Source organism: Micromonospora sp. NPDC048894 (assembly GCF_040649765.1).
Classification (GTDB): Bacteria; Actinomycetota; Actinomycetes; order Mycobacteriales; family Micromonosporaceae; genus Micromonospora; species Micromonospora antibiotica.
In genome coordinates this window covers 101,548-127,679 of sequence record NZ_JBEZFY010000001.1, presented here as the reverse complement: position 1 = coordinate 127,679, position 26,132 = coordinate 101,548, and the positions used below count along the sequence as shown (strand labels likewise).

The 26,132-nt window shown below is 73.1% G+C and carries 26 protein-coding genes; 10 read left to right on the top strand and 16 right to left on the bottom strand.

The window, feature by feature from the left end:
• Positions 1-558 precede the first annotated feature (558 nt).
• Positions 559-2,037, bottom strand: a complete 1,479-nt coding sequence (locus tag AB0C22_RS00585) for a glutamate--cysteine ligase (protein ID WP_219465436.1) — start codon at positions 2,035-2,037, stop codon at positions 559-561.
• Positions 2,038-2,274: 237 nt separating this feature from the next.
• A complete protein-coding gene (locus AB0C22_RS00580; protein WP_208565216.1) occupies positions 2,275-2,853 on the bottom strand; it encodes a YceI family protein in 579 nt (192 codons plus the stop codon).
• 101 nt (positions 2,854-2,954) lie between these two features.
• On the opposite strand from AB0C22_RS00580, the gene AB0C22_RS00575 reads away from it, so the two are divergent.
• Positions 2,955-3,461, top strand: coding sequence for a MarR family transcriptional regulator (locus AB0C22_RS00575; RefSeq protein ID WP_219465435.1), 507 nt, complete (start codon positions 2,955-2,957; stop codon positions 3,459-3,461).
• Between the two features lie 255 nt (positions 3,462-3,716).
• On the opposite strand, the gene AB0C22_RS00570 is transcribed toward AB0C22_RS00575, so the two are convergent.
• The 3 genes from AB0C22_RS00570 to AB0C22_RS00560 form a co-directional block, all read right to left on the bottom strand.
• A complete protein-coding gene (locus AB0C22_RS00570; protein ID WP_219465434.1) occupies positions 3,717-6,341 on the bottom strand; it encodes a helix-turn-helix domain-containing protein in 2,625 nt (874 codons plus the stop codon).
• Between the two features lie 124 nt (positions 6,342-6,465).
• Positions 6,466-7,614 (bottom strand): acyl-CoA dehydrogenase family protein, encoded by a 1,149-nt coding sequence (locus tag AB0C22_RS00565; RefSeq protein ID WP_357532725.1) that lies wholly within the window; start codon positions 7,612-7,614, stop codon positions 6,466-6,468.
• 168 nt (positions 7,615-7,782) lie between these two features.
• Positions 7,783-9,315, bottom strand: a complete 1,533-nt coding sequence (locus tag AB0C22_RS00560) for an acyl-CoA carboxylase subunit beta (RefSeq protein WP_219465431.1) — start codon at positions 9,313-9,315, stop codon at positions 7,783-7,785.
• A gap of 205 nt (positions 9,316-9,520) precedes the next feature.
• Here AB0C22_RS00560 and AB0C22_RS00555 point away from each other — a divergent pair, with 205 nt between their 5' ends.
• On the top strand, positions 9,521-10,090 hold the full coding sequence (locus AB0C22_RS00555) for a snapalysin family zinc-dependent metalloprotease (RefSeq protein ID WP_219465429.1): 570 nt from the start codon (positions 9,521-9,523) through the stop codon (positions 10,088-10,090).
• 82 nt (positions 10,091-10,172) lie between these two features.
• On the opposite strand, the gene AB0C22_RS00550 is transcribed toward AB0C22_RS00555, so the two are convergent.
• Together AB0C22_RS00550 and AB0C22_RS00545 are read right to left on the bottom strand one after the other, a co-directional pair.
• Positions 10,173-11,081: a hydroxymethylglutaryl-CoA lyase gene (locus AB0C22_RS00550; protein ID WP_219470496.1), complete on the bottom strand. Its 909-nt coding sequence runs from the start codon at positions 11,079-11,081 to the stop codon at positions 10,173-10,175.
• Positions 11,082-11,245: 164 nt separating this feature from the next.
• A complete protein-coding gene (locus AB0C22_RS00545; protein ID WP_255597796.1) occupies positions 11,246-11,380 on the bottom strand; it encodes a hypothetical protein in 135 nt (44 codons plus the stop codon).
• A 470-nt stretch (positions 11,381-11,850) separates the two neighbouring features.
• Between AB0C22_RS00545 and AB0C22_RS00540 the strand changes: the two genes are divergently transcribed.
• A complete protein-coding gene (locus AB0C22_RS00540) occupies positions 11,851-12,729 on the top strand; it encodes a hypothetical protein (RefSeq protein ID WP_357532722.1) in 879 nt (292 codons plus the stop codon).
• A 35-nt stretch (positions 12,730-12,764) separates the two neighbouring features.
• On the opposite strand, the gene AB0C22_RS00535 is transcribed toward AB0C22_RS00540, so the two are convergent.
• A complete protein-coding gene (locus AB0C22_RS00535; RefSeq protein WP_357532720.1) occupies positions 12,765-14,102 on the bottom strand; it encodes a biotin carboxylase N-terminal domain-containing protein in 1,338 nt (445 codons plus the stop codon).
• 140 nt (positions 14,103-14,242) lie between these two features.
• On the bottom strand, positions 14,243-14,857 hold the full coding sequence (locus AB0C22_RS00530) for a TetR/AcrR family transcriptional regulator (protein ID WP_208565207.1): 615 nt from the start codon (positions 14,855-14,857) through the stop codon (positions 14,243-14,245).
• Positions 14,858-15,006: 149 nt separating this feature from the next.
• On the opposite strand from AB0C22_RS00530, the gene AB0C22_RS00525 reads away from it, so the two are divergent.
• Positions 15,007-15,429: a hypothetical protein gene (locus AB0C22_RS00525; RefSeq protein WP_357532718.1), complete on the top strand. Its 423-nt coding sequence runs from the start codon at positions 15,007-15,009 to the stop codon at positions 15,427-15,429.
• Here AB0C22_RS00525 and AB0C22_RS00520 read toward each other — a convergent pair.
• Together AB0C22_RS00520 and AB0C22_RS00515 are read right to left on the bottom strand one after the other, a co-directional pair.
• Entirely contained in the window at positions 15,401-17,032 is a 1,632-nt protein-coding gene (locus tag AB0C22_RS00520; RefSeq protein ID WP_357532716.1) for a hypothetical protein, read from the bottom strand. The two genes, AB0C22_RS00525 and AB0C22_RS00520, sit on opposite strands and share 29 nt — an antisense overlap.
• 79 nt (positions 17,033-17,111) lie before the next feature.
• On the bottom strand, positions 17,112-18,305 hold the full coding sequence (locus AB0C22_RS00515; RefSeq protein ID WP_357532714.1) for an FAD-dependent oxidoreductase: 1,194 nt from the start codon (positions 18,303-18,305) through the stop codon (positions 17,112-17,114).
• A gap of 101 nt (positions 18,306-18,406) precedes the next feature.
• Between AB0C22_RS00515 and AB0C22_RS00510 the strand changes: the two genes are divergently transcribed.
• Positions 18,407-18,961 (top strand): TetR family transcriptional regulator, encoded by a 555-nt coding sequence (locus AB0C22_RS00510; protein ID WP_219465423.1) that lies wholly within the window; start codon positions 18,407-18,409, stop codon positions 18,959-18,961.
• Between the two features lie 124 nt (positions 18,962-19,085).
• On the opposite strand, the gene AB0C22_RS00505 is transcribed toward AB0C22_RS00510, so the two are convergent.
• From AB0C22_RS00505 to AB0C22_RS00490, 4 genes are all read right to left on the bottom strand, one after another.
• A complete protein-coding gene (locus tag AB0C22_RS00505; protein WP_219465422.1) occupies positions 19,086-19,988 on the bottom strand; it encodes a sulfurtransferase in 903 nt (300 codons plus the stop codon).
• Between the two features lie 67 nt (positions 19,989-20,055).
• Positions 20,056-20,640 (bottom strand): hypothetical protein, encoded by a 585-nt coding sequence (locus tag AB0C22_RS00500; protein ID WP_255597795.1) that lies wholly within the window; start codon positions 20,638-20,640, stop codon positions 20,056-20,058.
• A 2-nt stretch (positions 20,641-20,642) separates the two neighbouring features.
• The gene (locus AB0C22_RS00495; RefSeq protein WP_219465420.1) at positions 20,643-21,413 is read right to left on the bottom strand and encodes an SGNH/GDSL hydrolase family protein; all 771 of its coding nucleotides are present in this window, start codon (positions 21,411-21,413) and stop codon (positions 20,643-20,645) included.
• Positions 21,414-21,554: 141 nt separating this feature from the next.
• Positions 21,555-21,899, bottom strand: coding sequence for a hypothetical protein (locus AB0C22_RS00490; RefSeq protein ID WP_208565200.1), 345 nt, complete (start codon positions 21,897-21,899; stop codon positions 21,555-21,557).
• Positions 21,900-22,120: 221 nt separating this feature from the next.
• On the opposite strand from AB0C22_RS00490, the gene AB0C22_RS00485 reads away from it, so the two are divergent.
• Together AB0C22_RS00485 and AB0C22_RS00480 are read left to right on the top strand one after the other, a co-directional pair.
• Positions 22,121-22,924 carry a helix-turn-helix transcriptional regulator gene (locus tag AB0C22_RS00485; RefSeq protein ID WP_219465419.1) on the top strand — a complete coding sequence of 268 codons (804 nt, stop codon included), beginning with the start codon at positions 22,121-22,123 and terminating at the stop codon, positions 22,922-22,924.
• Entirely contained in the window at positions 22,915-23,109 is a 195-nt protein-coding gene (locus AB0C22_RS00480; protein ID WP_219465418.1) for a DUF397 domain-containing protein, read from the top strand. Before AB0C22_RS00485 ends, AB0C22_RS00480 begins: the two co-directional genes overlap by 10 nt.
• A gap of 277 nt (positions 23,110-23,386) precedes the next feature.
• Here the strand turns inward: AB0C22_RS00480 and AB0C22_RS00475 are convergent, their stop codons facing one another.
• Positions 23,387-24,121, bottom strand: a complete 735-nt coding sequence (locus AB0C22_RS00475; RefSeq protein WP_357532710.1) for a class I SAM-dependent methyltransferase — start codon at positions 24,119-24,121, stop codon at positions 23,387-23,389.
• 304 nt (positions 24,122-24,425) lie between these two features.
• Here AB0C22_RS00475 and AB0C22_RS00470 point away from each other — a divergent pair, with 304 nt between their 5' ends.
• The 3 genes from AB0C22_RS00470 (at position 24,426) to AB0C22_RS00460 (ending at position 26,052) form a co-directional block, all read left to right on the top strand.
• On the top strand, positions 24,426-24,845 hold the full coding sequence (locus AB0C22_RS00470; RefSeq protein ID WP_204958392.1) for a CBS domain-containing protein: 420 nt from the start codon (positions 24,426-24,428) through the stop codon (positions 24,843-24,845).
• A 128-nt stretch (positions 24,846-24,973) separates the two neighbouring features.
• The gene (locus AB0C22_RS00465) at positions 24,974-25,399 is read left to right on the top strand and encodes a SufE family protein (protein ID WP_219465416.1); all 426 of its coding nucleotides are present in this window, start codon (positions 24,974-24,976) and stop codon (positions 25,397-25,399) included.
• A gap of 20 nt (positions 25,400-25,419) precedes the next feature.
• Entirely contained in the window at positions 25,420-26,052 is a 633-nt protein-coding gene (locus AB0C22_RS00460) for a DsbA family oxidoreductase (RefSeq protein ID WP_357532708.1), read from the top strand.
• The last annotated feature ends 80 nt before the right edge of the window (positions 26,053-26,132 follow it).

Genomic DNA, 26,132 nt, shown 5'->3' with positions numbered 1-26,132 from the left:
GCGCCGACGTGGACGCCCCTGCGGACCTGGACGCCCCTGCGGACCAGCACGCGCGGGCCAACCAGGACGCCCGCGCCGACGTGGGTGCCCGCACCGACGTGGGCGCTCAGGCCAACCCGGACGCCCGTGTCGACCCGGACACACGTGCCGATCCCACGGCCGCCCCGGCGGACCCCCCGGCCACCCCGACCGACACCCCGGTCGGGGAGCCGACGCCCTCGGCGGTGGGACGGGCCCGGCCGGTCCGCCGGGGTCGGGCCGCCCCGACGGCTCCGCCGGCCGGTGGGCTGCCAGCCGGTGGGTCTCCGACCGGCGGGTTGCCGGCCAGTGGGTCTCCGGAGCAGGACACCGGGTCGCCGGCCAGCCTGCCGGCGGACCCGCCCGGCGTGCCCAGGCCCCGCCCCGGACGCCGCACCCCCTGACCTTCCCGGATGCCGGCCCTCTCCCGGCTCGCGTCTCTCCCGGCCCTCTCCGACCCGCGTCTCTCCCGGCCCTCCGACTCGTCGGGGCACCGGAAGGGGTGGGGCGGGGCGGAAAAGGGCAGGCGGGAAAAGGGGATCAGCCGACCGGCCAGGTGTGCACCGGCTCGTTACTGCGTTGCAGCTCGGCGTACCGGTTGGCCATGTGGTGCAGCGCGGCGTCGCGGTCCAGGTTGCGGTGCCGTTGCGCGGCCCACACCGTCTCGGTCTGCCAGACCGCGCCGTTGCGGCCGGTACGGCAGCGCTGCTCGATGATGCCGAGCAGGCGGTCCCGCTCGGTGGGGGCGACACCGAACCGGTCCAACCCGACGGCCGCCTTCGGCAGCAGGGTGTCGAGGACCAGCTTGGTGACCGGCACCTCGCCGAGCCGGGGCCAGTGCAGCACCGCGTCCATGCCCCGTCGGGCGGCGGCGTGGAAGTTCTCCTCGGCGGAGCTGAAGGTGAGCTGGCTCCAGATCGGCCGGTCCGACTCGGCCAGCCCGCGCGCCAACCCGAAGTAGAAGGCGGCGTTGGCCAGCATGTCGACCACGGTCGGGCCGGCCGGCAGGACCCGGTTCTCCACCCGCAGGTGCGGACGGCCGTTCATGATGTCGTACACCGGGCGGTTCCAGCGGTAGACGGTGCCGTTGTGCAACCGCAGCTCGGACAGCTGCGGGACGCCGCCACCGTGCAGCACCTCGACCGGGTCCTCGTCGGCGCAGATCGGCAGCAGTGGCGGGAAGTACCTGACGTTCTCCTCGAACAGGTCGAAGATCGAGGTGATCCAGCGTTCACCGAACCACACCCGGGGGCGTACCCCCTGGGCCTTCAGCTCGTCCGGGCGGGTGTCGGTGGCCTGCTGGAACAGCGCGATCCGGGTCTCGGCCCACAGTTGGCGGCCGTAGAGGAACGGCGAGTTCGCGCCCACCGCGACCTGGACACCGGCGATGGCCTGGGAGGCGTTCCAATAGTCGGCGAAGCTGTCCGGGGCCACCTGGAGGTGGAACTGGAGGCTGGTGCAGGCGGCCTCGGGGACGATCGAGTCGGTGTGCGTACGGAGCTGCTCCACCCCCCGGATGTCCAGCTCGATGTCCTCGCCCCGGGCACCGACGATCTGGTCGTTGAGCACCCGGTAGCGCTCGTTGGTGGAGAGGTTGTCGGCCACCAGGTGCTGCTCGGTCAGGGTGGGCAGGATGCCGACCATGACGATCCGGGCGTCCGACTTGGCCGCCCGCTCGTCGGCCCGGTCCAGGCTGCTGCGCAGGTCGGTCTCGTAGTTGGCGAACCCGGCCCCCTCGATCAGCCGGGGTGCCGCGTTCAGCTCCAGGTTGAACTGTCCCAGCTCGGTCTGGAAGAGCGGGTCGGCGATCGCGGCGAGGATCTCGTCGTTGCGCATCGCCGGTTCGGCGTCCGGGTCCATCAGGTTGAGTTCGATCTCCAGGCCGGTCATCGGCCGGTCGGCGTCGAAGCCGAAGTCGTCGAGCATCAACGCGAAGACGTCCAGGCACCGCCGTACCTTCTGCCGGTAGCGGATCCGGTCCTCCCGGGAGAAGGCGCCCTGCTCGACGTCCCTACCCATTGTTTCCTCCCGGCGTGAGACGCCCGGGACGGTGAGCGTCCCGGTGCGCAGTGTGAACCACAACGGTAAGAGCGCCCACGCGCCGGGGCCAGTGCCCACCGGGTATGCGCTTGCCGCCTTCTCTACCCCGCCGCCGTCGCCCCGGCACCGGGAGCGCCGTCGCCGGTCAGTGACAATCCACACCCGTACGCGTCGCGCCCCCGCTCGTGGAGAGCGGGGGCGCGAGGACGGGGTGGCTCAGGCCTGCCGGATGGCCTCGCCCTCGATCTCGATCTTGATCTTCTTGCCGACCAGCACGCCACCGGTCTCCAGGGCGACGTTCCAGGTCAGGCCGAATTCCTCACGGTCGATCTCGGTGCTGGCGGTGAAGCCGAACACGTCGGTGCCGAACGGGGTGCGGCCGACGCCCTCGAACTCGACCTCCAGCTCGACCTGACGGGTGACACCCTTGATGGTCAGGTCACCGAGCAGGACGAACTCGTTGCCGTCGTGGGACTTCACGGCGGTGCTGCGGTACTCCAGCGTCGGGAACTGCTCGACGTCGAGGAACTCGGGGCTGCGCAGGTGGCCGTCCCGGTCCGCCTGGGCGGTGTTGATGCTGGCCGCCTGGATGGTGGCGGTGACCGCGGACTGCAACGGGTCCTCGGCGACGGTGATGGTGGCGGTCGCGTCGGCGAACTCGCCGCGTACCTTGCTGACCATCATGTGCCGGGCGACGAAGCCCACCCGCTTGTGCGCGGCGTCCAGCAGGTAGGTGCCGGCGGCGGGAATGGTCAGGCCGTCCCAGTCGCGGGTAACCGACTCGGTGCTGGTCATGTAACTGCCCTCCGGGGAAGATTGTTTAGTAGCCCAACGACTGCCTGAGCAACTATAGCCGCAACAATATTCCCCGTGTCAAGCACTGTTAGGATGGCCTGGTGAACGAAAACGTGTTCGACGACCCCCGGATCACCGCCGTCGGCCTCCTGGTCGAGGCGCACGCCGGGCTCACCGCCCGGTTCACCGCGCAGTACGAGGAACACGACGTCTCCGCAGTCGAGTTCGAGGTGCTGATGCGCCTGGCCCGCTCCCCGGGCAACCAGCTGCGGATGACCGACCTCGCCGCCCAGACCTCCCTGTCCACCAGCGGCGTCACCCGGGTGGTGGACCGGATGGAACGCGACGGGCTGCTGCGCCGTCGCGCCTGCCCGTCCGACCGGCGCAGCTCGTACGCGGTGGTCACGCCGGCCGGCATGCAGCGGCTGGACGAGACCCTGCCGGGTCACCTGCGGATCATCGAGCAGTGGTTCACCGGCCAGCTCGAACCCGAGACCCTGGCCGCGATGCTGGACGGGCTGCGCCGGGTACGCGACGCCGTCCACCCGGGGGCGACCGCCGGCAGCACCGACCAGGCACCCACCGACGAGCCGACGTCCGCCTGCTGACCCGCCGGCAGGGGCCCGGCCGACCCACCGGCAGAAAAAGCGGCAGAACCCGTTCGACCCACCGGACGCACACTCGCCGATCCCCACAAATCGGATGTCCCGGCTGGCTAGCCTTCATCACGCGGGGGGAGCACCGGGGGGTGCCGGCGCGAGCGATTGAGCGAGGGGTTTGACCAGGGGGCTTGTTCGCTCGCGCCACCCCCGCGCCTCGACCGACGGGCGTTCCCGCGCCTCGACCGACGGGCTTTCCCGCACCTAGGCCAGCAGGTTCTCCTCCTCCGGCAGCAGCCGGATGCCGCTGCGCCGGCACACCTGCGCCAACCGCTGCCGCACCTCGGCGGAACCGGTGCTCGCGGCCAGCCCGACCAGCGCCTCGATCACGTCCCGTCGGTCCTGACCGAGCTCCCCGGCGGCGACCGCCACCGCGAACCACTCCGCAGCCAGCTCCCGGTCCCCCCGGTGCAGCGCCACCGTGCCCTCGATCAACGCGCACACCCCCTCCTCCGCCCGGACCGGCCCACCCCCGGCCGGACGACCCACCACCGTCCCCGCTTCCGCCGCCGTCCGGGTCCCGGACGGCCCCGGACGACCGTCGCAGCGCAGCTCGGCCAGGACCTCGGCCGCCTCGTCCACCCGGCCAGACCGGGCCAGCGCCAGGCCCACCGTGCCGAGCACCCGCCGTCGGTGCCCCGGGTCCCCCACCCCGACCAACGCGGCGACCACCCGCCGACCCTGCTCCACCGCGTCGCCGTGCCGGCCCTCCAACCGGGCCACCTCGGCCAGGTCGGCGCGGGCCAGCAGGCGCAGCCGGGGCTCCCCGCACTGGGCCGCCAGCCGGTCCACCGCGGCAAGTCGACGTCGGGCGGCCGGCAGGTCACCGAGGCGGATCTCGTGCCAGGTCAGATGGTGCTGGGCGACGGCCATGTCCCGGGTCCGGCCGTGCCGGGTGGCCAGGGTCAGCACCGCGTGCGCCTGTTCGGCCGCCTCGTCGTAGCCCCCGGTGGCGACCAGCAGGGTGCCGAGCACGATCCGTGCCGTCAGTTCACCGGCCACGTCGGCCCGGCCGGCGAGCACCACGAGCGCGGCGCGGGCGGCGGGCAGTTCCTGTGCCGCAGCGCCGTGCTCGGCGGCGAGCCGGGCCACCCCGAGCAGCGCCCACGCCCGCAGGACCGGATCGGCATCGGCGGTACGCGGGTCCGCGAGCAGCCGCCGCAGCCACTGCCGACCGCTGACGTCCCGCCCCCGCATCCGCCACCAGCGGGTCAGTCGGGCCGCCAACCGCAGCGCGGTGACCGGGTCGTCCCCGGCGGCGTGGGCCAGTGCCGCGCCGATGTCCCCGGTCGCCTCGTCGAGCCGGCGGGCGGCTGTGGGCTGTCGCGCGCCGACCAGATCCGGCGCGGTACGGGTCACCAGCCGGGTGATCACCACCGCGTGCCGGCGTCGTACGGCGGTCAACTCCCCCCGGCCAGCGGCCTGCTCGACGGCGTACTCGCGGACCGCGTCGAGCAGGCGGAACCGCAGCGACCCGGCACCCCGGACGCTGAGCAGGCCCAACTCGACCAGCCGGTCGAGCAGGGGCACCGGATCGACCACCGTCGCCGGATCCGGGTCGACGTCGTCGGCGAGCAGTTCCTCGGCCAGCTCCACCGACCACCGGTTGGCGAAGACCGAGAGTCGACGCAGGGCGGCCTGTTCCCCGTCGTCGAGCAGCCGGTAGCTGGTGGCCACCGCCTCCCGCAGGGTCACCGCCACCGTCGTGCGGGCCGGTTCGCCGGCCCGACCCGACGGCGCGGCCTCCCAACCCCGCCCGCCGAGTTCCGGGCCGGCCAGGTCGAGCACCCGGTCGCCGTACCGGTCGAGCAGTTCGGGCAGGTCGAGGATCCGCCCACGGGCCGCCATCAGCTCGATCGCCAACGGCAGGCCGTCGAGCCGACGCACCAGCGCGGTGAGGGCGGGCAGCTCGTCGGGGCCGGGCGGTTCGGGGCGGACCCGGGTCAGTCGGGTGGTGAACAGGGCCGCCGCCGGCCAGCGGGCCAGCTCGTCCGGGTCGACCACGTCGGCCGGGGGCACCTCCAGCGGGGCCACCGGGCGGACGAGTTCACCGGGGAGGCCGACCGGGTGTCGTCCGGTCACCACCACCCGCAGGGTGGGTACCGCCGCGACGAGCAGGTGCAGCACCTCGGCCACCGGGTCGGGGGCCCGCTCGACCGCGTCGACCAGCAGCAGCGCCGGGCGGCCCCGGAGCCGGGCGGCCAACTCGGCGAGCCGGGCCGCGCCGAGCACCGCGCAGGCCGCGGAGAGCACGTCGTTGCCGTCGGAGCCGGTGCCGACCAGCACGCCGGCCACCCCGCCGGGGTGGGCGTGCGCCACCGCGTGCGCCACGGCCAGGGCGAGCGCGGTCTTGCCCACCCCGGCCAGGCCGACCAGGCTCAGCACCGGGGGCCAGCCGTCGCCGGTGAGCAGCCCGGTCAGCTCGGTCAGCTCCCGTTCCCGGCCGATCAGCTCGACCGCCGGGGGGAGCGCCATCGGCGTACCCGGCAGGTCGAGGTCCCGCAGGACGGTGCCGACGACCGGTCGGTGCGGCGGGCCGCCGCCACCCGGGGCGGTCGGGGCGGGGAGGGCCTGGCCACGGGCGCTGGCCAGGAAGCCGGCCCGCGCCTGGCCGGTCAGGCCGAGCGCCCCGGCGATCAGCTCGGTGGTGGTGCGTTGCGGCCGGTGCGACCGGCCGCGTTCCAGGTCACGGACCGTCCGCACGCCGACCCCGGCCCGCTGCGCCAGGTCGACCTGGGTGAGACCGGCGGCCAGGCGGTGGGACCGCACCAGCTCCCCGATCGGGGTACGACCACCCACGCCGGGCGAGTGATCATGATCCGGGGTCATGGGCAGGAAGGGTACGGTCGGGATACGACGCCGGGCAGCCCTTCGTCGGCCTACTGACGAAGGGCTGCGGATACCCGACAAACCGCTGTCGCCGCGCGGTGCCCCACCCGCCCGGGCGGTACGGTCACATGCCCAGGTCGCGGGCGATGATCATCCGCTGCACCTCGGAGGTGCCCTCCCCGATCTCCAGGATCTTGGAGTCCCGCCAGAACCGGGCCACCGGGTACTCGTTCATGAAGCCGTAGCCGCCGTGGATCTGGGTGGCCTCCCGGGCGTTGTCCACCGCGACGGTGCTGGCGTGCAGCTTGGCGATCGCCGCCTGCCGCTTGAACGGCTCACCGGCGAGCATCCGCGCGGCGGCGTCGTAGTAGGCCAGCCGGGCGGTGTGCGCCTTCAGCTCCATGTCGGCGATCTTGAACTGGATGGCCTGGTAGTTGCCGATCGGCTGGCCGAACGCCTGGCGCTCCTTCGCGTACTTCACCGACTCGTCGACGCAGCCCTGGGCGAGGCCGACGGCCAGGGCTGCGATGGCGATCCGCCCCTCGTCGAGGATCCGCAGGAACTGGGCGAAGCCCCGACCCCGCGCGCCGAGCAGGTTCCCGGCCGGCACCCGGCAGTCGTCGAAGGTCAGCTCGTGGGTGTCCGAGGCGTTCCACCCCACCTTCGAGTACCCGGGTGCGACGGTGAAGCCGGGGGTCCCCGACGGCACGATGATGGTGGACAGCTCCTTCGAGCCGTCCGGGTTGGTGCCGGTGACCGCGGTGACGGTGACCAGGGCGGTGATGTCGGTGCCCGAGTTGGTGATGAACGCCTTCGACCCGTTGATCACCCACTCGTCGCCGTCCAGGACGGCCCGCGTCTGGGTGCCGCCCGCGTCCGAGCCGGTGCCCGGCTCGGTGAGCCCGAATCCCGCGAGTGCCTCGCCGCTGAGCAGCTTCGGCAGCCACCGGGCCTTCTGTTCGTCGGTGCCGAACCGGTGGATCGGCATCGCGCCGAGGGAGACCGCCGCCTCCAGGGTGATCGCCACGCTGGAGTCGACCCGGGCCAGCTCCTCCAGGGCCAGGCAGAGCGCGAAGTAGTCGCCGCCCATGCCGCCGTGCTCCTCGGGGAAGGGCAGACCGAACAGCCCCATCTTGCCCATCTGCCGGACGATCTCGTACGGGAAGGTGTGCCGCTCGTAGTGTTCGGCGATCACCGGGGCGACGGCGTCGCGGGCGAAGTCCCGCACGCTCTCCCGCAGCGCCTCGTGCTCCTCGCTGAGCCGGAAGTCCATCGGTTCCTCCTGTGCGGCTGCCTCCCCCGGACGCTCGTGACGCCGGGGACGGCGGATCGGCTGGACGACCGGTCGGTCCCGGTCGACGGTGGTGGCGGTGGCCCGGCGGGCAGTGACCGGGCGGCGGTCCGGTGCCGACCGGTCAGGCGGGTCACCGGCGGCGGTCGGTCAGACCGGGGTGACACCGTGCCGGCGGCGGGAGAAGTGCCGGTCCTTGCTGCGGGCGGCGGTGAACCGGCGGACCAGTTCGGCGCGCAGCTCGTGCGGTTCGACGATCGTGTCGATCACCAGCTCACTGGCGAGCCGTACCACGTCGATGTCCCGCTCGTACTCGGCCCGCCTGGCGGCGACGAACGCGGCCCGCTCGGCCTCGTCGGGGATCGCGGCGATCTTGTTGGCGTAGACGGCGTTGACGGCCGCCTCGGCACCCATCACCGCGATCTTCGCGGTGGGCAGGGCGATCGTCGCGTCCGGCTCGAAGCCGGGGCCGGCCATCGCGTACAGGCCCGCGCCGTACGCCTTGCGCACCACCACACAGATCTTGGGTACGGTCGCCTCGGAGATCGCGGTGATCATCTTGGCCCCGTGCCGGATGATGCCCTGCTTCTCCACCACGCTGCCGACCATGAACCCGGGCACGTCGCTCAGGAACAGCAGCGGCACGTTGAACGCGTCGCAGAGCTGCACGAACCGGGTCGCCTTGTCGGCCGAGTCGACGAAGAGCACCCCGCCCTTGAACATCGAGTTGTTGCCGACCACGCCGACGACCTCGCCGTTCAGCCGGCCGAACCCGATGGTCAGCTCCCTGGCCCAGAGTGCCTGGATCTCGAAGAACGAGCCGTCGTCGAGCAGGCCCTTGACGTACCGACGCATGTCGAACGCCTGCCGCTCGCTGGCCGGCACCAGCGCGGCCAGGTCGGCCTTGGCGGGCGCGGCGACGGCCGGCGCGGCCGGCGGTTGCTGCTGCCAGTTCGACGGCAGGTAGGACAGGTAGTCCCGCACCACGTCGAGCGCGTCGGCCTCGGTCTTGCACAGGAAGTGCCCGACGCCGGACTCGGCGCAGTGCACCCGGGCCCCACCCATCGCTTCCAGGGTGGTCTTCTCCCCGGTGACCATCTCGACCATCCGGTCGGAGCCGAGGTACATGCTGGCGTTGCCCTCGACCATGGCCACCACGTCGCAGAACGCCGGGATGTACGCCCCACCGGCGGCGCTCGGCCCGAACAACGCGCAGACCTGCGGGATCGCCCCGGAGGCGCGGACCTGGTTCCAGAAGATCTTGCCGGCGCCGCGGGGGCCGGGGAAGAGGTCGACCTGGTCGGTGATCCGGGCGCCGGCCGAGTCGACCAGGTAGACCATCGGCACGCCTGTCGAGTAGGCCCGCTCGATGATCCGGATGATCTTCTCGACGGTGCGCGCGCCCCAGCTGCCGGCCTTGACCGTGGAGTCGTTGGCCATCAGGCAGACCGGCCGGCCGTCGATGGTGGCGGTGCCGGTGACCACGCCGTCGGCGGGCAGCCCCTCGGCCAGCGCGTTGGCATAGAGGCCGTCCTCGACGAACGAGCCCTCGTCGACCAGGATGGCGACCCGCTCCCGGGCGAAGAGCTTGCCCTTGCCGGCGTTCGCCGCATGGTATTTGTCGGCCCCGCCGGAGCGGGCGCGCTTGCGCAGCTGCTCCAGTGCCGCACCGTCGAGCGTCACGCCGACCCCCTCGCCCGCGCCCCGTGGACGCGCCCGACCGCCACACGCGCCGTCGGCGTCGTGGACGCGCCGACCAGCCTGAACGATCGTTAGGCTAGCGCATCCGGCCCCCGCCCGACCACCCGACCGACTTCCGCTCTGGATATTGATACTCAACTATCGATGTGACTACGCTCCAGACACCCCCTCCGGATTGGAGTGAGTCATGAACTCACGCATCAAGCGCCTCGCCGTCGCCGCCCTGGCGACGGCGACGGCGACCCTCGGCCTCACGGTCGCCAACCCCGCGCCCGCCTCCGCCGCGATGACCATCTGCTACAACACCAGCCAGGCGCCCAGCTACGCGGGCATCGCCAACCAGGCCGCCTCGATCTGGAACAACGCCACCACCAACCTGACGCTCACCGCGAACTGCGGCACCAACCTGCGGATCTACCAGATCACCGGCGGCGGCTCGTACGCCCAGCGCACCAGCCTCGGCAACGGGCGGGTCTACATCGACACCCAGCAGGCCGCCCAGTACAGCCCGCTGCGCATCATGACCCACGAGATCGGGCACATCCTCGGCCTGCCCGACAACTACAACGGCAACTGCTCGATCCTGATGTCGGGCGGCAGCGCCGGCACCAGCTGCACCAACCCGTACCCGAGCACCACCGAGGCGAACCGGGTCAGCAGCCTGTTCGCCGGCACCCTCAGCGCCAACGACCGCCGCAGCAGCACCGGCAGCCAGGTCTTCAAGGACAGCTGGCCGGGCCTGCTCAGCGTGGGCTGACCCGCGAAGCGACCCGACGGAGGGGCCGGCACCACGCCGGCCCCTCCCGCGTCGTCGGGCCGATCCGTCCCGGCCGACCCGGTCAGGGCCGGGCGGTCAGCCGGGTACGCGGACCGGCCCGCAGCACCCCCGACGGCAGCCGCTTGCCGAGCAGTTCCTCGGCCAACTCGGCGACCCCGATCAGCGCGTCCAGGTCGATGCCGGTGTCGACGCCCATGTCGTGCAGCATGTGCACCGCCTCCTCGGTCGCCAGGTTCCCGCTCGCCCCCGGCGCGTACGGGCAGCCGCCCAGGCCACCGACGCTGGCGTCGAACTCGGTGATCCCCAGCTCCAGGGCGGTCAGCAGGTTCGCCAGCGCGGTGCCCCGGGTGTTGTGGAAGTGCAGCAGCACCGGCACGTCCGGCTCCCGGTCGCGGACGGCGGTGACCAACTCCCGGACCCGTCGGGGCGTACCCATGCCGGTGGTGTCGCCGAACGCGACCCGGTCGGCGCCGTCGCGGACCACCCGCTCGACGATCCCGGCGACCCGCCCCGGGTCGACGTCCCCCTCGTACGGGCAGCCGAAGCTGGTCGCCACGATCACCTCGGCCCGCGCGCCCGCCCCGTGCAGCAGGTCGATCAGCTCGGCGATGTCGTCGAGCGACTCGTCGGTGGAGCGGTTGACGTTGCGCCGGTTGTGCGTGTCGCTGGCCGAGACCACCACCTCGATCTCGGTGAAACCGGCGGCCAGGGCCCGCTCGGCACCCCGGGTGTTGGGCACCAGCGCCGAGTAGCGCACCCCGTCGACCTTCCCGGCCTGCCGCCACACCTCGTCGGCGTCGGCCATCTGCGGGATCGCCCTGGGGTGCACGAACGACACCGCCTCGATCCGGCGGACCCCGGTGCCGGAGAGCGCGTCGAGCAGCCGCACCTTGGCCCCGGTGGGGATCGGCTCCTCGTTCTGGAGCCCGTCGCGCGGCCCGACCTCCCGGATCGACACCGCCGCTGGCATCTGACTCATGGTCACCTCGCTGTGACATCGGGTCGCCGGGGGGTCGTCCCGGGCCGCCGCCCCTCGTGGGAACGACGACCGGCGACGCCGGACGACCGGTGGTCCCTCCAGGGAACCACCACGCCGCCCACCGCCGCCACGCCACCCCGGCTGTCGGGCCGAGATCACCGGCCCGACGACCCCTCCACCACCTCGGCGGCGCTGCGCAACACCGCCGCGACCGCGCCCGCCGAGGCCGCCGCGTCCTCCCGGCCCAGGACCAGGGCCATCGCCACCGCGCCCTCGACGAACAGTGACATCGACCGCAGGCTCCGGCCCAGCCGACGACGGTCGGGGCGCGGGCGCGCGCCGTCGGTCAGTCTTCCGCTTCCCATGTTCTCCGCTCCCAGGCCACCTGACCGGCGATGGCGTCTCCACCGCCGGGTGACGTGTCCGGCTCCACCGTGCGTGTGCCGGCCGACTGTCGGCGAGCGTGTGACGGCGGAGCCGGTCGCACGACGGGCCCAACGACGGGCCGGGCCACGCCCGTACGCCGTTCTGGCCGGGCAGTCCCGGGGTGGGCGGCCAAAGTGGACCGTACGACGACGTTTACGGGACACCGACCGCCGGCTCGGGACCGGGACCGTCCAACCCGGACGGCGTCCGGTGCTACCCGGACAACCACCCGGCCAGAAACTGACCACGGACACAGGCCGGGACGCTCACGATTTGCGGATGGAGGGTACGAATACCTTCCCGCGTCAGACAGCCCCGCACGAAAGGTCCGCCCATGGCCACCCACACCAGCACGCCGTCCCCGGCCCGGGGCCGGCACCAGCGGCACTGGCTCGTCCCACGCGAGCACCTGGCCGCCGGCTACACGGCCCGGTACGGGTCGCCGGCGGTGGCCGAGTACGCCCTGGCGGTCCGTGACCTGGTCGAACGGGCCCCGGAGATCGGGACGGTCGACACCTGGAGCAGGCTGGCCGAACGGATCTGCCGGAACCGGCCGGGCCGGGACCGGGACACCTGGCGCAAGCGGCTGTCCCGGCACTTCACCACCGAGACGAAGGGCCCGCCGTGGCAGACCGTGGTGATGGTGGTCGAGTGCACCGTCCCGGCTGCCGACCGGGCGGCCACCCTGAGCCGTTTCGAGCGGCTCTACGAGGCGGCCCGGGGTGAGCCGCCGACGGATCGCCGACCGACCGACGCCCGGACCGAACCGTACCGCCCCGGGCACCAGGCGACCACCCCCGACGGGGCGGCCGTCACGGGCGACGCCGGCCGGATCATCGCCCAGCTCCGCTCGGAGAACGCCGTGCTGCGGCGCACGCTGGCCGCCCGGGAAGCCGAGAACGACCTGCTCCGCGCCACCCTCAAGGCCGCGAACCGGACCGCCCCGAAGGGTCACCCGCACCGGCTGCCCGATCGGGGCAACCACCCGGCGGACCCGCCGGGACGGGAGGCGGCCCTGCTCGACGGGCTGGCCCGCAAGGACCGCAACCCGGGGCACTTCCCCGCCGGCCCGGCCCCGACCAACGACGCCCCGGCCGGCCGGCACCGCGCACCCCGGATCGACCCGGTGACGCCCCGCCTCGACGTCGTCGGCACCCCGACGCACCGGCCGACGCCCCTGCCGTACCCGCCGGGCGGCATCCGGCGGGCCTGACCTGACCGGGCCGGACAGGTCAGGCCCGCCGCCGGTCAGCGCATCCGGCCGACGATGCCCGTGTCGTAGTCGCCGGAGACGAACTCCTCGTTGGTCAACAGCTCGGTGAAGAAGGGCAGGTTGTTCTTCGGGCCGGCCAGCGCGAAGTCGGCCACCGCCGTCCGGGCCCGCTCGATCGCCTCGGCCCGGTCCGCCCCGCTGACGACGAGCTTGGCCAGCAGGCTGTCGTAGAACGGGGTGACCGTGTTGCCGGCGACGTAGCCGGAGTCGACGCGTACCCCCGCACCGGTCGGCTCCACCCAGGTGCCGATGACGCCGGGGCCGGGCAGGAAACGCAACGGGTCCTCCGCGTTGATCCGCAGCTCGATCGCGTGCCCGCGCGGGGCCAGCGCGTCCGGGTCGAAGGTCGGCGGCAGGCCGGCCGCCACCCGCAGCTGTTCCTCGACCAGGTCGAGGCCGTAGACCAGCTCGGTCACCGGGTGCTCCACCTGGAGCCGGGTGTTCATCTCCAGGAAGAAGAACTCCTGCGTGGCGGGGTCGAGCAGGCACTCGACGGTGCCCGCGTTGCGGTAGCCGACCGCCTCGCCGGCCCGCACGGCGGCGGCCAGGAACCGGGCCCGCAGCTCCGGTGACACCGCCGGGGAGGGGGACTCCTCGACCAGCTTCTGGTTGCGCCGCTGCACCGAGCATTCCCGCTCGCCGAGTGCCACCACCCGGCCGTCGGCCAGGCCGAGGATCTGCACCTCGACGTGACGCACCCGGGGAAAGTAGCGTTCGATCAGCACCGAGCCGTCGCCGAACATCCGCTCGGCGAACGCGCGGACCTTGTCGTACCCGGTGCGCAGCTCGGCCTCGTCGGCGGCCACCTGCATGCCCATCCCGCCACCACCGGCGGCGGCCTTGACCATCACCGGGTAGCCGATCTCCGTGCCGGCGGCGACCGCCGCTGCCAGGTCGGCGGCCGGTTCGGTGGTGCCGGGCGCGACCGGCACCCCGGCCGCCGCCATCAGGTTCCGCGCGTTGATCTTGTCACCCATCGCGGTGATCGCGTCCGCGCCGGGCCCGACCCAGATCAACCCACGGGCCTGCACGGTACGGGCGAAGTCGGCGTTCTCCGACAGGAAGCCGTAACCGGGGTGGACCGCCTGCGCGCCGGTGGAATCGGCGGCGGCGAGGATCGCCTCCACGTTGCGGTAGCTCTGGGCCGGGTTCGCCGGTCCCACGCACACCGCCTCGTCGGCCTCGACCACGAACGGCAGGTCCGCGTCGGCCTCCGAGTGCACCGCGATCGCACGGATGCCGAGCCGCTTCGCGGTACGGATGATCCGGCGGGCGATCTCGCCCCGGTTGGCGACCAACAGCGACTCGATCATGTTTCCTCCAGCGTCCAGGGTGGGGACGGTTGCTCGACGTCCAGGGGTGCGGACGGATGCCAGGAAACCACGATCGGGCCGTCGGCCACGACCCGGGCAGGAGTGTCGGGGGTGGCCCGGGCAGGAGAGGGGTGCTCCGGTCAGGAGTCGGTCTCGGCCAGCAGGGCGGCCAGCGCGGCGGCCCGCAGCAGCGCCGCCCGACGCCGCCGGTCCACCTCACCGCCGAGGAACGGGGTGGAGTTCATCAGGCCGAACGCGGCGTGTGCCAGCACCCGCGCCTCACCGTCGGGCAGCCCGGGGTGCAGTGCGGTCAGCACGGTCACCCACTCCTCCACGTACAACCGTTGGAGCTTGCGGATGCGGCGGCGCGGCTCGTCCGGGAGGCGGTCCAGCTCGTGCAGGTGCAGGGCGATCACGGCCGGGTTGGCCAGCGCGAAGTCGACGTGGAAGTCGATCAGCGACTCCAGCGCACCGCGCGGGTCGCCGGGACGGCCGGCGGCCCGGTCCCGGCCGCCGTCGAGCAGCCCCTCGCTGACCGGGATCAGCGCGGCGGCCAGCATCGCCTCCTTGCCGGCGAAGTGGTGGTAGAGGGCCGGGCCGGTCACCCCGGCCGCCGCACCGATGTCGTCCATGGAGACCCCGTGGTAGCCACGGGCGGCGAAGAGCCCGACCGCGATCTCCAGGATCTCGTCGCGCCTCGACCGGCGCCGGCCCGCGCTGCCTGCGCTGCCCCTAGCCTGCTGCCCCACAGTCACCTGGCAAGCGTAGACCTCAGGCCGGACACCGGGGCCCCTCGGTTACCCGCGGGTTCACCAGGCGGACAGTGGCCGGTCGACGGGCAGCGCCGGTGATCGCCGGACGGCGTGCCCCGCCGGCCCTAGCCTGGGAGGGGAGGGAGGGCGCGGTGACGACACGACAGCCGGACCGGTCGCTGCTGCTCGCCGGTGGCCTGCTGGTCGGCGCGGGCCTCTTCGACGTGCTGTCCGGGATCGGCGACGTCGACAGTGGCGACGTCTACGTCTCGCTACACGCCGACGGACTGGTCTTCTACGACCTCACCAACTGGGCCTGGCTGCACGTGGCGAGCGGGGTGCTGCTGGTGGCCACCGGTCTGGCCACCGCGTTCGGTCGACGCCGGTGGCGGACGGCGGCCCTGGTGGTCGGCGCGGCGGTCGTCGTCGTCCACGTGCTGTTCGCGCCGTACCACCCGATCGAGGCGTTGATCGTGGTGGGGCTGGTCCTGGCCGCCCTCCGGCTGGTCGTCCGGCACCGGCGCGGCAACCGGGACGACGCGCGGGTCAGGACGGCTGACAGACCTTCCCGGTGAAGGACGGGTCCGGCTGCCGGACGTCGTTCCAGGCCGGGTTGATCCGGATCGCCAGCGGGGGCGCCTGCCAGCCCGCACCGAGCTGCTGGAGCAGCGGGTACTCCCCACGCATCCGGCTCTCCGGCACCCCGGCGAGGAAGTGGATCAGACGGTCCTGGACCAGTGACCGGCCCAGCAGTCCGCCGTGCACCCCGGGCATCTGGAACACCGGGATACCGGTGTAGTCGCCCGGAGGTGCCTCGGTGGCCGTGGTGGTCGGCAGGAAGGCCAGCATCCGCACGCCCGGCACCGGGCACATCAGCTGGTTACGGTAGAAGGGCGCGTTGTCCAACAGGGACCTGATGAACGGATCGTCCGGGCCGGCCTCGGCGACCCCTAACAGCGCTACCGCCCCGAGCAGGGCACGCAACTGCGAGCCGGTGGCCACTCCCCACCCGTGGGCCGCCCCGGCGGGCGGGTAGTACGCACGACCGGCGTTGATCAACGGGCTGAACATGACCAGCGTGTCCACCGCCGCGTGCGGGCGCTGCGCGAGATAGGTGCGGCCCAGCAACGCCCCCTCGCTCTCCCCGATCAGGGCCACCGGGCGGCCGGTACGCCGGTGCAACCGGTCCACCTGCGTCTCCAGCAGGATGGCACCGCTCTCCAGCGACCGGTTGGTGTCCACCGGCCGGTACGGCAGCGGGCGGCCGTCACCGCCCAGCCCCCGGTAGGAGAACCGTTCCACGTTCGCATCGACGGGCGGGGTCCCGTCGTAGGCGGAGCCGTGGCCGGCGAGGACGATCACCGCGTGCCGTACGTCGGCCGGGAGCCGCTGCCCGAGCACCACCTGCTCGACCGTCACCCCGGCCGGGACGACCTGCACCAGCAACGGGATCGCCAGCGGGACGGCGAGGGCCAGCGCGACGGCGATCGGAGTGACCGGCACCCGGGCCCAGCGCACCCGGGGGGCCAGCACGGCGACGTGCACGGTGCGTTCCCAGAGCAGCCCGTTGGCCGCCCCGGCGAGCAGGGCGACCGGCACCGTCCACCAGCCGGGGACGCTCCAGCACAGCGCGCTGGCCACGGTGATCACCACGAAGTTCAGCAGTGACCAGCCCACCAGCGAGATCGACGGCAGGCCGCGCCACCACGGCCCGACCACGGCGGCCCGTTGCAGGAACGGTGCCAGCAGGAACATCGGCAGCAGCGAGGCGAGCAGCACCCAGGAGAGCGCGACCACCGAGGCCGCCACCGAGATCAGCGCCCACGGGGCGACCAGCACGGTGACCACCGCGGACAGCCCGAGGTTGCGCCCGAGCAGCCAGCGCAGGCCGGGCCGGTCCACCTCGGGGGGCCAGGCGAGCGCGACCAGCCCGGTGGTGAGCAGTCCGCGGAACCCGACCAGCAGCAGCAGCCCGACCAGGAACTCGGCCCACGAGTCGTGGTAGACGTACAGCCAGCGCAGGTCGTGGTAGGTGTCGTACGGCCAGACGGCGGTGACCTGGGAGGACAGCCCTTCGGCAGCGACGAAGCCGAAGTGGACCAGCAGCACCGCCTCGATCGCCGGTGGCACGGCGGCCAGGGCGCACAGCGCCAGCAGGCGGGGTCGCGGTCTACGCACGCCCTCTCCTCACCAGGTAACCGGGGCTCCCCTAGCAGGTTCCCCTGCCCGACGACCGCGTGTCGGGTCTACCGCCGAACTACCGCCGACCGGCGTGCCGCCCGTCCCCCTGATGCAGGGTCGTCGCGCGCTGCTGGAGGCCGGCGAGCCGCAGCGCGATCCGGCGGCGCACCGGCGGCATCCCCGACACCGCGCGCAACGCCAGGTCCCGCAGCGGCCGGCCGGCGGGCGGCAGGGTGGCCAGCCGGGTCAGCCGGGCGGCGAAGCCGACGACCTCCTCGGCGAGCGGCCGACGGGTGGCGGCGTAGTCGTCGAGCAGGGTGTCGGGGTGGCCGGCGAGGACGTCGCCGAGGGCGGCACCGAGGGCCACCGCGTCGCAGATGCCGAGGTTCATCCCCTGCCCGCCGGCCGGGCTGTGCACGTGCGCGGCGTCGCCGGCGAGCAGCACCCGGCCGCGCCGGTAGTGGTCGGCGATCCGGTGGTGGACGCGGAACCGGGAACTCCAGAGCACGTCGGTCAGCCGGTCCGGCCGCCGGGTCGGGCCGCGTTCGTCGAGCAGCGCCTGGAGCCGGGCGGCGTCCGGGTCGCGGGGCGCGTCGGCGACGGCGGCGACCAGCCGGACCACGCCGTCCGGCAAGGGTGCCCAGACCAGCGGACCCGGCCGGGCGAGGAAGAGCGCGACCTCGTCGCGGGGGAGCACGCTGCTCACCCGGACATCGGCGAGCAGGAACGACTCGCCCACGTCGGCCGGCCCACCGAAGCCGATGCCGGCCAGTTCACGCACGGTGCTGTGCATGCCGTCCGCGCCGACCACCCAGCGGGCCCGCACGCTCGTCCCGTCGGCGAAGCCGGCGACCACCCCCTCACCGTCGTGGTCCAGGCCGGTGAGCTGGTACGGCCGGAGCACCTGCCCGCCGAGGGCGGCCAGCCGGTCGGTGAGCACCGCCTCGGTCACCGACTGGGAGACCAGCAGCGCGTACGGGTACCTCGACGGCAGGTCCCCGAAGCCGAGGGTGAGCAGCACCCGGTCGCGGTCCCGCACGGTGAAGCGCGCCGCCCGCAGCCCTCGGGCCACCAGCGGCACGGTGACGCCGATCCGGTCCAACACCTCCAGCGTGTACGCGTGCACGACGGCGGCCCGGGAGGTTACCGGCGGCGCGGACGCCCGGTCGACCACGGTCACCTCGACGCCCTGTCGGGCGAGGGTGGCCGCGACGGTCAGTCCGGTCGGGCCGGCTCCCACCACCAGGACGTCGGTCTGCGCGGGCAGCATCTCCCACCTCCGTTGCCAACGAACGTTTGCCAACACTTGTTGGCAAAAGGTAGGCCGGGTGAGCCCCGGAGGTCAACGCCTGTTGGCATAGAGTCGGGGACATGACCGCCCGCCGATCGGACGCCACCCGGGCCGCGATCCTGACCGCAGCCCGGCAGCGGTTCGCCGCCGACGGGTACGAGCGGGCCACCATCCGGGCCATCGCCGCCGACGCCAGGATCGACCCGTCCATGGTGATGCGCTACTACGGCAGCAAGGAGGGGTTGTTCGCGGCGGCTGCCGAGTTCGACCTGCGGCTGCCGGACCTCACCGACCAGCCCACCGACCAGCTCGGTGAGGTGCTGGTCCGGCACTTCCTCGACCGCTGGGAGGGCGACGGGACGCTGGTCGCGCTGCTGCGTACCGCCGCCACCAACCAGGGTGCGGCCGACCGGATGCGGGCGGTCTTCACCGACCAGCTCGGCGCGGCGGTGGCCGCCGTCGTACCCGATCCGGCGCAGGCGCCCCGGCGGGCCGGTCTGGTCGCCAGCCAGATGCTCGGCCTGGCGCTGACCCGGTACGTGCTGCGCCTGCCCCCGGTCGTCGACATGCCGTCGGCCGACCTGGTCACCTGGCTGGCCCCCACCGTCCACCGCTACCTCCGCGCCCCCACCTGACCCCCGGCCCGCCGACGGGCGTGACGCAACGGGGCGGATGTCGCGGTGTCCCGGGACCGGAATACCGCACCATCCACCCCGTTGCGGCCGAAGCCGGCGCGACCGAAGCCGGCGGGTGGGCTGGTCAGCCGGCCAGGCCGCCGGGCTGGTCGCCCCGGACCACGGGGGCCCGGACCAGGTTGCCCCACTCGGTCCACGAGCCGTCGTAGTTGCGCACCTGCGGGAAGCCCAACAGGTGGTGCAGGACGAACCAGGTGTGGCTGGACCGTTCACCGATCCGGCAGTACGCCACCACGTCGTCGGCCGGGCTCAACCCGAGCTGGTCGGTGTAGATGGCCCGCAGCTCGTCGGCCGACTTGAAGGTGCCGTCGTCGTTCGCGGCGGACTTCCACGGCTTGCTCACCGCACCCGGGATGTGCCCGCCGCGCAGCGCACCCTCCTGCGGGTAGTCCGGCATGTGCAGCATCTCGCCGGTGTACTCGCCCGGCGAACGGACGTCGACCAGCGGCCGGCCCGCCGCCACGTGCGCCATCACCTGCTCCCGGTACGCCCGGACCGGCGCGTCGTTGCGCTGCGGCACCGGATAGTCGGCACGCGGCCGGGCCACCTTGTCCCGGGTCAGCTCGCGCCCCTCGGCGATCCACTTCTGCCGGCCACCGTCGAGCAGCCGGACGTCGGCATGACCGAACAGGGTGAACACCCACAGCGCGTACGCGGCCCACCAGTTGAAGTTGTCGCCGTAGAAGACGATCGTGTCGCCCCGGCCGATGCCCTTGGCCGCGCACAGCTCGGCGAAGCTCTCCGCGTCCAGGTAGTCCCGGGTGACCTGGTCGTTCAGCTCGGTGTGCCAGTCGACCTTGACGGCACCAGGGAGGTGACCGGTGTCATAGAGCAGCACGTCCTCGTCGGATTCGACCACGACGAGACCCTCGTCGCCGAGGTGCTCGGCCAACCATTCGGTGGTGACCAGCCGCTGCGGGTCGGCATACGACTGGAGGCGGGGATGCGGATCACTCGGCACAGACATGAGCCCCAAGTTACGCCGGAAACCGGGGCGTCGACCGCCCGTTGGGCCCGGAAGGACGTCGGCGGGGTCAGGCGCGGCGGTGGACCAGGCGGCCGGCGACGACGGTGGCGAGGCAGCGGCCGTCGTCGGCGAAGACGGCCAGATCGGCCCGGCCGCCGACAGCGAGAGCGGGGGGTCGTACCGCGTCGAGGACGGCGACGTCGTTGCGGGCCGCCGCCGCGCGTACCGCCGGGTCGGTGAGGTGCGCGGCGAGCAGCGCGCCGACGCCCGATTGCAGCAGCGCGTGCACCCGCTCGCGCGGGCTGGCCGCCGGTGGCAGCGGCCCGTCGTGCACCAGCGCCGGCCCGAGGGTCCCGGGCCACCGCCGCATCCGCACCATCGGGTACGCCTGCGTCAGCTCCTCCACCGGCCCGATCGCCTCGATCCGGGCACCGTCGACCAGCACCGCCCAGCCCGACAGCAACCCACCGTCACCCGGCACCGGCTGGTCAGGCGGCCCGCCGGAGACGGGCACCGACCGGCCCGACGGCGGGTCGTCGCCCGATGTCGCCCGGTCCGACGGCGCATCGTCGTCACCCGGCACCGGGCGGCCCGGTGGTGGCTCGTCGTCGTGGGTGAGGCGCAGCAGGGGGGCGGTGTGCAGGGTGCGCACGATCAGTCGGCCAGCGGGCCGAGGACCGGGCGCTTCGCGGTGACCGTGTCGCCGGAGGACCGGCCGGTGAGCCGACGGGTGACCCACGGGGCCAGGTGCCGGCCGACCCAGCTCAGGTCGGCGGCGCGGGCGGCGAGCCATGGGGTCGCGGCCGGGCGTTCCGGCACCATCAGCCACTCCTCGTCGCAGCCCACCCCGAGCGTGGTCAGCACCTGGCCGGCGACCCGCCGGTGCCCGGCGGCGGACAGGTGCAGCCGGTCGGGGCTCCAGAGGGTCGGGTTGAGCCGGAACGTGTCGTCGGCGAACAGGTCGATCAGGATCGCGCCGTGCCGCTCGGCGATCTCGCCGATGAGCCGGTTGACCAGCGCGATCCGGGGTGAGACGAGGCGCTGGCCGGGCAGCCGGGCCAGCACGTCGGCGAACCGGAAGAGGATCACGTCGGCGCCACCTGACCGCAGCCGGCCCACCACCGTGTCGAACCGGGTCGCCAACGCGTCCGGGTCGAAGGTGCGGCGCAGCACGTCGTTGCCGCCGGCCGCGAAGCTGACCAGGTCGGGTTTCATGGCGAGCGCGGCGGGCACCTGCTCGGCGACGACACTCGGGAAGAGCCGGCCCCGGATGGCCAGGTTCGCGTAGCCGAAGTCCGGCCCGGCCTCGGCGGCCAGTCGGGTCGCCACCAGGTCCGCCCAGCCCCGGTAGGTGCCGTCCGGGTAGGCGTCGTCCATGCCCTCGGTGAAGCTGTCCCCGACCGCCACGAAGCTCCGCCAGCGCACGCCGCCCCCTCATGCTTTCGTTGACTGCGGCGACCAGTCTGTCACCGGCCGGCCTTCGCCTGCCGCCGCCCACCGCCCCAACGTGGCGCAGGTCATCGACCGCAGCCCGCCCAGGCCGCCACCCGGTCCACCCCGGACCGCTCAGCCCGGCGGGGGCGGGGTGGCCGGTCGCCGGCGGTAGGGGGCCCAGGCGACGAAGCGCTCGAACAGGTCACGCGGTGTCGGCCCGTCCTGCGGGTTCAGCCGGAACAGGTCGTGGCTCGCCTCGTGATAGAGCCCGGACAGATAGACGGCCAGGTCTACGGGCTGTGCGTCGTACTCGATGCGGAGCAGCAGCCGGGCCTCGGCGCACGGCCACGGGCCGCCGCAGGCCCGGCACACCCACAGCGGTCGCAGCGGCAGGTGCGGCCGGCCGCCCGGCGGGTGGGAGCGGGGCCGGTCGGCGTACGGGCCGAGGCGGGGCACCGGAAAGGGGCGGGAGTTCACCGGTCTCGACCTCCTGATGGTGGTGGGGATGGGGCCGCCCCTGCACGGGGGGTCACGGGCGGCCCCGCAGCGGGCCGGACGGAAGGCGACCCACTGGTGACATTCTGGTGATGACACCACTACTCTCGGAAGGCATCGACGCCGGCCTGGGCGAGGTCGGGTCGACGGGGAGGGCCGCCCGGTCGGACCGGGGAGGCGGCCGGGACAACCGTGGAGGACGTGTGGAAAGTGAACCGACCGCCGACCTGATCCGGGCACAACTGCGCAGGCTGCGGCTGCACGCGGAGCTGAGCCAGGAGGAGTTCGGCAAGCTGGTCCACTTCTCCGGCTCGCAGATCTCCGCCATCGAGCTGGGCCAACGGCCGTTCGACCGGCTGTTCCTCAGGCGGGCGGACGAGGTCCTGACGACCGGCGGGCTGCTCACCTCACTGCTCAGGCTGGCCGAGCGCTACTCGCAGCCGAACTGGTTCCGGCCCTGGCTGGAGGCCGAACGCCAGGCACAGCAGCTCTGGTGTTACCACCCGACGCTCGTCCCAGGTCTGTTGCAGACGGAGAACTACGCCCGTGCGGTGATCCGGGCCGACGACATGCTCAGCGACGACGAGGTGGAGCGGCGGCTCGCGGTCCGGCTGGACCGACAGGGCGTGCTCAGTCGTCCGCAGCCGCCGAAGCTGATCGCGGTGGTCGAGGAGGCGGTGCTCCGGCGCGCGGACGAGAGCTTCCGGGGCCTGATGGTGCAGCAGATCGCCCACCTGCTGGAGTGCGTCGACCAGCCGAACGTCAGCATCCACGTGATACCCGCCGAGGTCAGCACCCACGTGGGTCTCGCCGGCCCGTTCACGCTGGCGCTCGGCAACGACAGCGGTTGGGTGGGCCATCTGGAGAACCAGCTCAGTGGCACCACGATCGACAAGGACGGTGAGCTGACTATCCTGATTGCACGGTGGGAGAGCGTCCGCAGCGAGGCCCTGCCCCACAACCAGTCGGCACTGCTGATGAAGGAAGTGATGACGTCATGGAGCTGACCGGTGCCACCTGGCGCAAGTCCACCCGCAGCGGCAACGGTGAGTGCGTCGAGGTCGCCGACGACCTGCCCGGCGTCGTCGGGGTGCGCGACAGTAAGGACCCGACCGGTCCCGTCCTCACCTTCGACCGCCGGGCCTGGCGGTCGTTCGTCGCCGCCACCGGCAACGGCGTCGGCACCCGCTGACCCGGCCTGCCCCCGACACCGCTGACCCGGCCCGATGCGGGCAGCGCGGCCACGGTCGGTGCGGGCGCGGCGACGTCGAGACACGGTACCCACCGCCGAAGGCCGGCGTTGCGCGACCCGGGCAGCCACCCCTCAGGCCCGGACGGTCAGCGACCAGGCCCGGATCGTGATCCAGGACCGCGGTCGGAACCTGCCGCTCGGCGACCTTCGGCGTGGTCAGGGTCCAGGTGATCGGCAGACCCGACGGGGTGCGGACCAGATGCAGACGCAGGCTCGGCTAGGGCAGACGGTAGACGGAGACGTGGGAGCGGGACTCGGCGGTGAACTCGCCGCCGGTCCAGTCGGCGTGCCGGCTCTCCAGGGTGAACCCGGCGAGCTGCCCCATCAGGTCCAGCTCCGCGGGCCAGACGTAGCGGTGCGGGGTACGGAACAGTTCCGCCTGCCGGCCGTCGCCGAACCGGAAATGGTGGGACACCACGTGCTGCGCCAGCACGTCGTAGGTGTCCAGGCCGACGTAGCCGGGTTCGGAGTGCCAGACGACGGCCTGCTGCCCGGGTGGGAGTTTGCGCAGTTCGGGCACCCACAGTTCGACGACGAACCGGCCACCGGGAGCGAGGTGCCGGGCGGCGTTGCGGAAGCAGGCCACCTGCTCGGCCTGGGTGAGCAGGTTGGCGATCGTGTTGTAGACGAGGTAGACGAGGGAGAACTCGCCGGGGGCGACGGTGGTCGCCATGTCGCCGGCGACCACCGGGATGGCCTGCGCGTCCACCTTGGTGCGGAGCTGCGCGATCATCGGGGCGGACAGCTCGATGCCGGTGACCGTCACCCCCCGGGCGGCGAGCGGTACGGCGACCCGACCGGTCCCGATCGCGAACTCCAGCGCCGCCCCGTCACCGGCGAGCGCGGCCAACCGGTCCACCGTCGACCCCAGCACCTCCGGGGCGAACATCCCCTCACCCGGCGTGTCATACCGCCGGGCGGCCTCGCAATCCCAGATCTCCTCCTGCCGCATGCCCCCGATGCTCACCGCCCCGAAACACCAAGTCCACCCAATTACCCCGCCCCCACCCCGCCCCCGCCCCCACCCCACCCCCGCCCCGGTGATCAAGAGGTTTGCGTCACCCCGCCCCGGAATCCTGACGCAAACCTCTTGATCACCGCGAAACGGCGGGGCGACCGGCGCGCACGAGGAGGTCGCCTGGGACGGGCTGGTCGACCAGCTTCTGCGTCGGGTTCGCGGCAACGGGGTGTAACGGACGCGCCACGGGGTATCGAAGTTGGATCGTCCAAGGGTGTTTGTTGTGCGGAGGGCTCTCATGTACCGGGTCAGTGACGTGATGACGAAGCAGGTGGTCTATCTGTCGGCGGAGACCACCCTGGACGAGGCGGCCAGGGTGATGAAGGAGGCCGACATCGGGGACGTGGTGGTCACCGACGGCTCTACGCTGGCGGGCCTGCTGACCGACCGGGACATCGTGGTACGGGCGGTCGCCGAGTGCAGCGACCCGGCCAGCACCTCGATCGGTTCGATCATCACCCGGGAGGTGGTGATGATCGAACAGCACGCCACGGCCGGTGAGGCGGTGGCGTTGATGCGTGAGCGCAACATCCGCCGGATCCTCGTCTGCGACAACGAGCGCAAGCTCGTCGGCATCGTCTCCCTGGGCGACTTGGCGATGCAGCTCGACCCCAGCTCGGCGCTGGCCGACATCAGCGAGGGCGCACCGAACAACTGACCCGCCCGGCGCGGGCGACCCACGAGCGGTGTGGTCGCCCGCCTCGTCCCGGCTTCCTCCGGCCCGCAGACGGTCGGTGCGGGAGTCTGGTGGCAGACCCGCGCCGGGTGCGGCGGTAGCCTGGCGGGATGTCCGAGATGCCGACGAGGCTGGCCGAGATCGTCGGGGAGTTCGCCGACGCCCCCCGCGACGTGGTGCTGGAGATGCTGCTGGAGTACGCCGACGTGATCCCGCCGCTGCCGGCCGGGGTGGACCGCGACGACCTGGAGCAGGTCCCCGAGTGTCAGACCGCGTTCTTCCTACGCGCCGAGGTCAACCCGGACCGCACGGTCACCACCCTGTTCGACTGCCCACCGGAGGCGCCCACCACCCGGGCCTTCGCCGGCATCCTCGCCGAGGGGCTGGCCGGGGCGAGCGCCACGCAGGTGCTGGACGTGCCGGACGACCTCTACCAGCGGATGGGCCTGGCCCAGGTGATCAGCCCGTTGCGGGTGCGCGGCGGCACCGCGATCCTGGCCCGACTCAAGCGGCAGGTTCGGGAACAAGCCGGCTGAGCTGCGGGTTGTCTCCGGTCATGGAGATCGAGATCTACGCCGACGTGGTCTGCCCCTGGTGCTACATCGGCAAGCGCCGCTTCGAACAGGCCCTGGCGTCGTACGACGGCGAGGTGACCGTCCGGTACCGGCCGTTCCAGCTCGACCCGACGCCGGTGACCGCGCCGCAGCCGCTGCTGGACGCGCTGGCCGCGAAGTTCGGCGGCCGGGAGCGGGCCGAGCAGATGGCCGGCCAGGTGACCCAGGTGGCCGCCGGGGTGGGGCTGACGCTGAACTTCGACCGGGCGGTGAGCGCCAACACCTTCGACGCGCACCGGTTGGTCCGCTTCGCCGACGGGCACGGCCGGGCGGGTGACGTGGTCGAGGCGCTCTACGGGGCGCACTTCACCGACGGGGTCGACGTCGGCTCGCCCGAGGCGCTGGCCGCGCTGGCCGTCTCGGTCGGGCTGGACGGGACCGAGACGCGCGAACACCTGGCCTCGAACGTGGGTCGCCGCGAGGTGGCCGCCGACCTGGCCGCCGCCCACCAGCTCGGGGTGAGCAGTGTGCCGACCTTCGTGCTCGCCGGCAAGTACGCCGTCACCGGGGCGCAGGAGCCGGAGACCCTGCTCGCCGCCCTGACCGAGGTCACCCAGCGGGAGTCGGCCGCCTGACATCCGACCGCCCGGCGAGGGTGCCGACCAGTCCGGCCGCAGCAACGCCACCCCGGCGGCCCGGCGGGGACGGCATCGAC

Bases quoted from the DNA above. Each gene is read 5' to 3' on its own strand.
- AB0C22_RS00585 (WP_219465436.1), bottom strand. From the start codon at position 2,037: ATGGGTAGGGACGTCGAGCAGGGCGCCTTCTCCCGGGAGGACCGGATC.
- AB0C22_RS00580 (WP_208565216.1), bottom strand. From the start codon at position 2,853: ATGACCAGCACCGAGTCGGTTACCCGCGACTGGGACGGCCTGACCATT.
- AB0C22_RS00570 (WP_219465434.1), bottom strand. From the start codon at position 6,341: ATGACCCCGGATCATGATCACTCGCCCGGCGTGGGTGGTCGTACCCCG.
- AB0C22_RS00565 (WP_357532725.1), bottom strand. From the start codon at position 7,614: ATGGACTTCCGGCTCAGCGAGGAGCACGAGGCGCTGCGGGAGAGCGTG.
- AB0C22_RS00555 (WP_219465429.1), top strand. From the start codon at position 9,521: ATGAACTCACGCATCAAGCGCCTCGCCGTCGCCGCCCTGGCGACGGCG.
- AB0C22_RS00550 (WP_219470496.1), bottom strand. From the start codon at position 11,081: ATGCCAGCGGCGGTGTCGATCCGGGAGGTCGGGCCGCGCGACGGGCTC.
- AB0C22_RS00545 (WP_255597796.1), bottom strand. From the start codon at position 11,380: ATGTCACTGTTCGTCGAGGGCGCGGTGGCGATGGCCCTGGTCCTGGGC.
- AB0C22_RS00540 (WP_357532722.1), top strand. From the start codon at position 11,851: ATGGCCACCCACACCAGCACGCCGTCCCCGGCCCGGGGCCGGCACCAG.
- AB0C22_RS00535 (WP_357532720.1), bottom strand. From the start codon at position 14,102: ATGATCGAGTCGCTGTTGGTCGCCAACCGGGGCGAGATCGCCCGCCGG.
- AB0C22_RS00515 (WP_357532714.1), bottom strand. From the start codon at position 18,305: ATGCTGCCCGCGCAGACCGACGTCCTGGTGGTGGGAGCCGGCCCGACC.
- AB0C22_RS00510 (WP_219465423.1), top strand. From the start codon at position 18,407: ATGACCGCCCGCCGATCGGACGCCACCCGGGCCGCGATCCTGACCGCA.
- AB0C22_RS00505 (WP_219465422.1), bottom strand. From the start codon at position 19,988: ATGTCTGTGCCGAGTGATCCGCATCCCCGCCTCCAGTCGTATGCCGAC.
- AB0C22_RS00480 (WP_219465418.1), top strand. From the start codon at position 22,915: ATGGAGCTGACCGGTGCCACCTGGCGCAAGTCCACCCGCAGCGGCAAC.
- AB0C22_RS00475 (WP_357532710.1), bottom strand. From the start codon at position 24,121: ATGCGGCAGGAGGAGATCTGGGATTGCGAGGCCGCCCGGCGGTATGAC.
- AB0C22_RS00470 (WP_204958392.1), top strand. From the start codon at position 24,426: ATGTACCGGGTCAGTGACGTGATGACGAAGCAGGTGGTCTATCTGTCG.
- AB0C22_RS00465 (WP_219465416.1), top strand. From the start codon at position 24,974: ATGTCCGAGATGCCGACGAGGCTGGCCGAGATCGTCGGGGAGTTCGCC.
- AB0C22_RS00460 (WP_357532708.1), top strand. From the start codon at position 25,420: ATGGAGATCGAGATCTACGCCGACGTGGTCTGCCCCTGGTGCTACATC.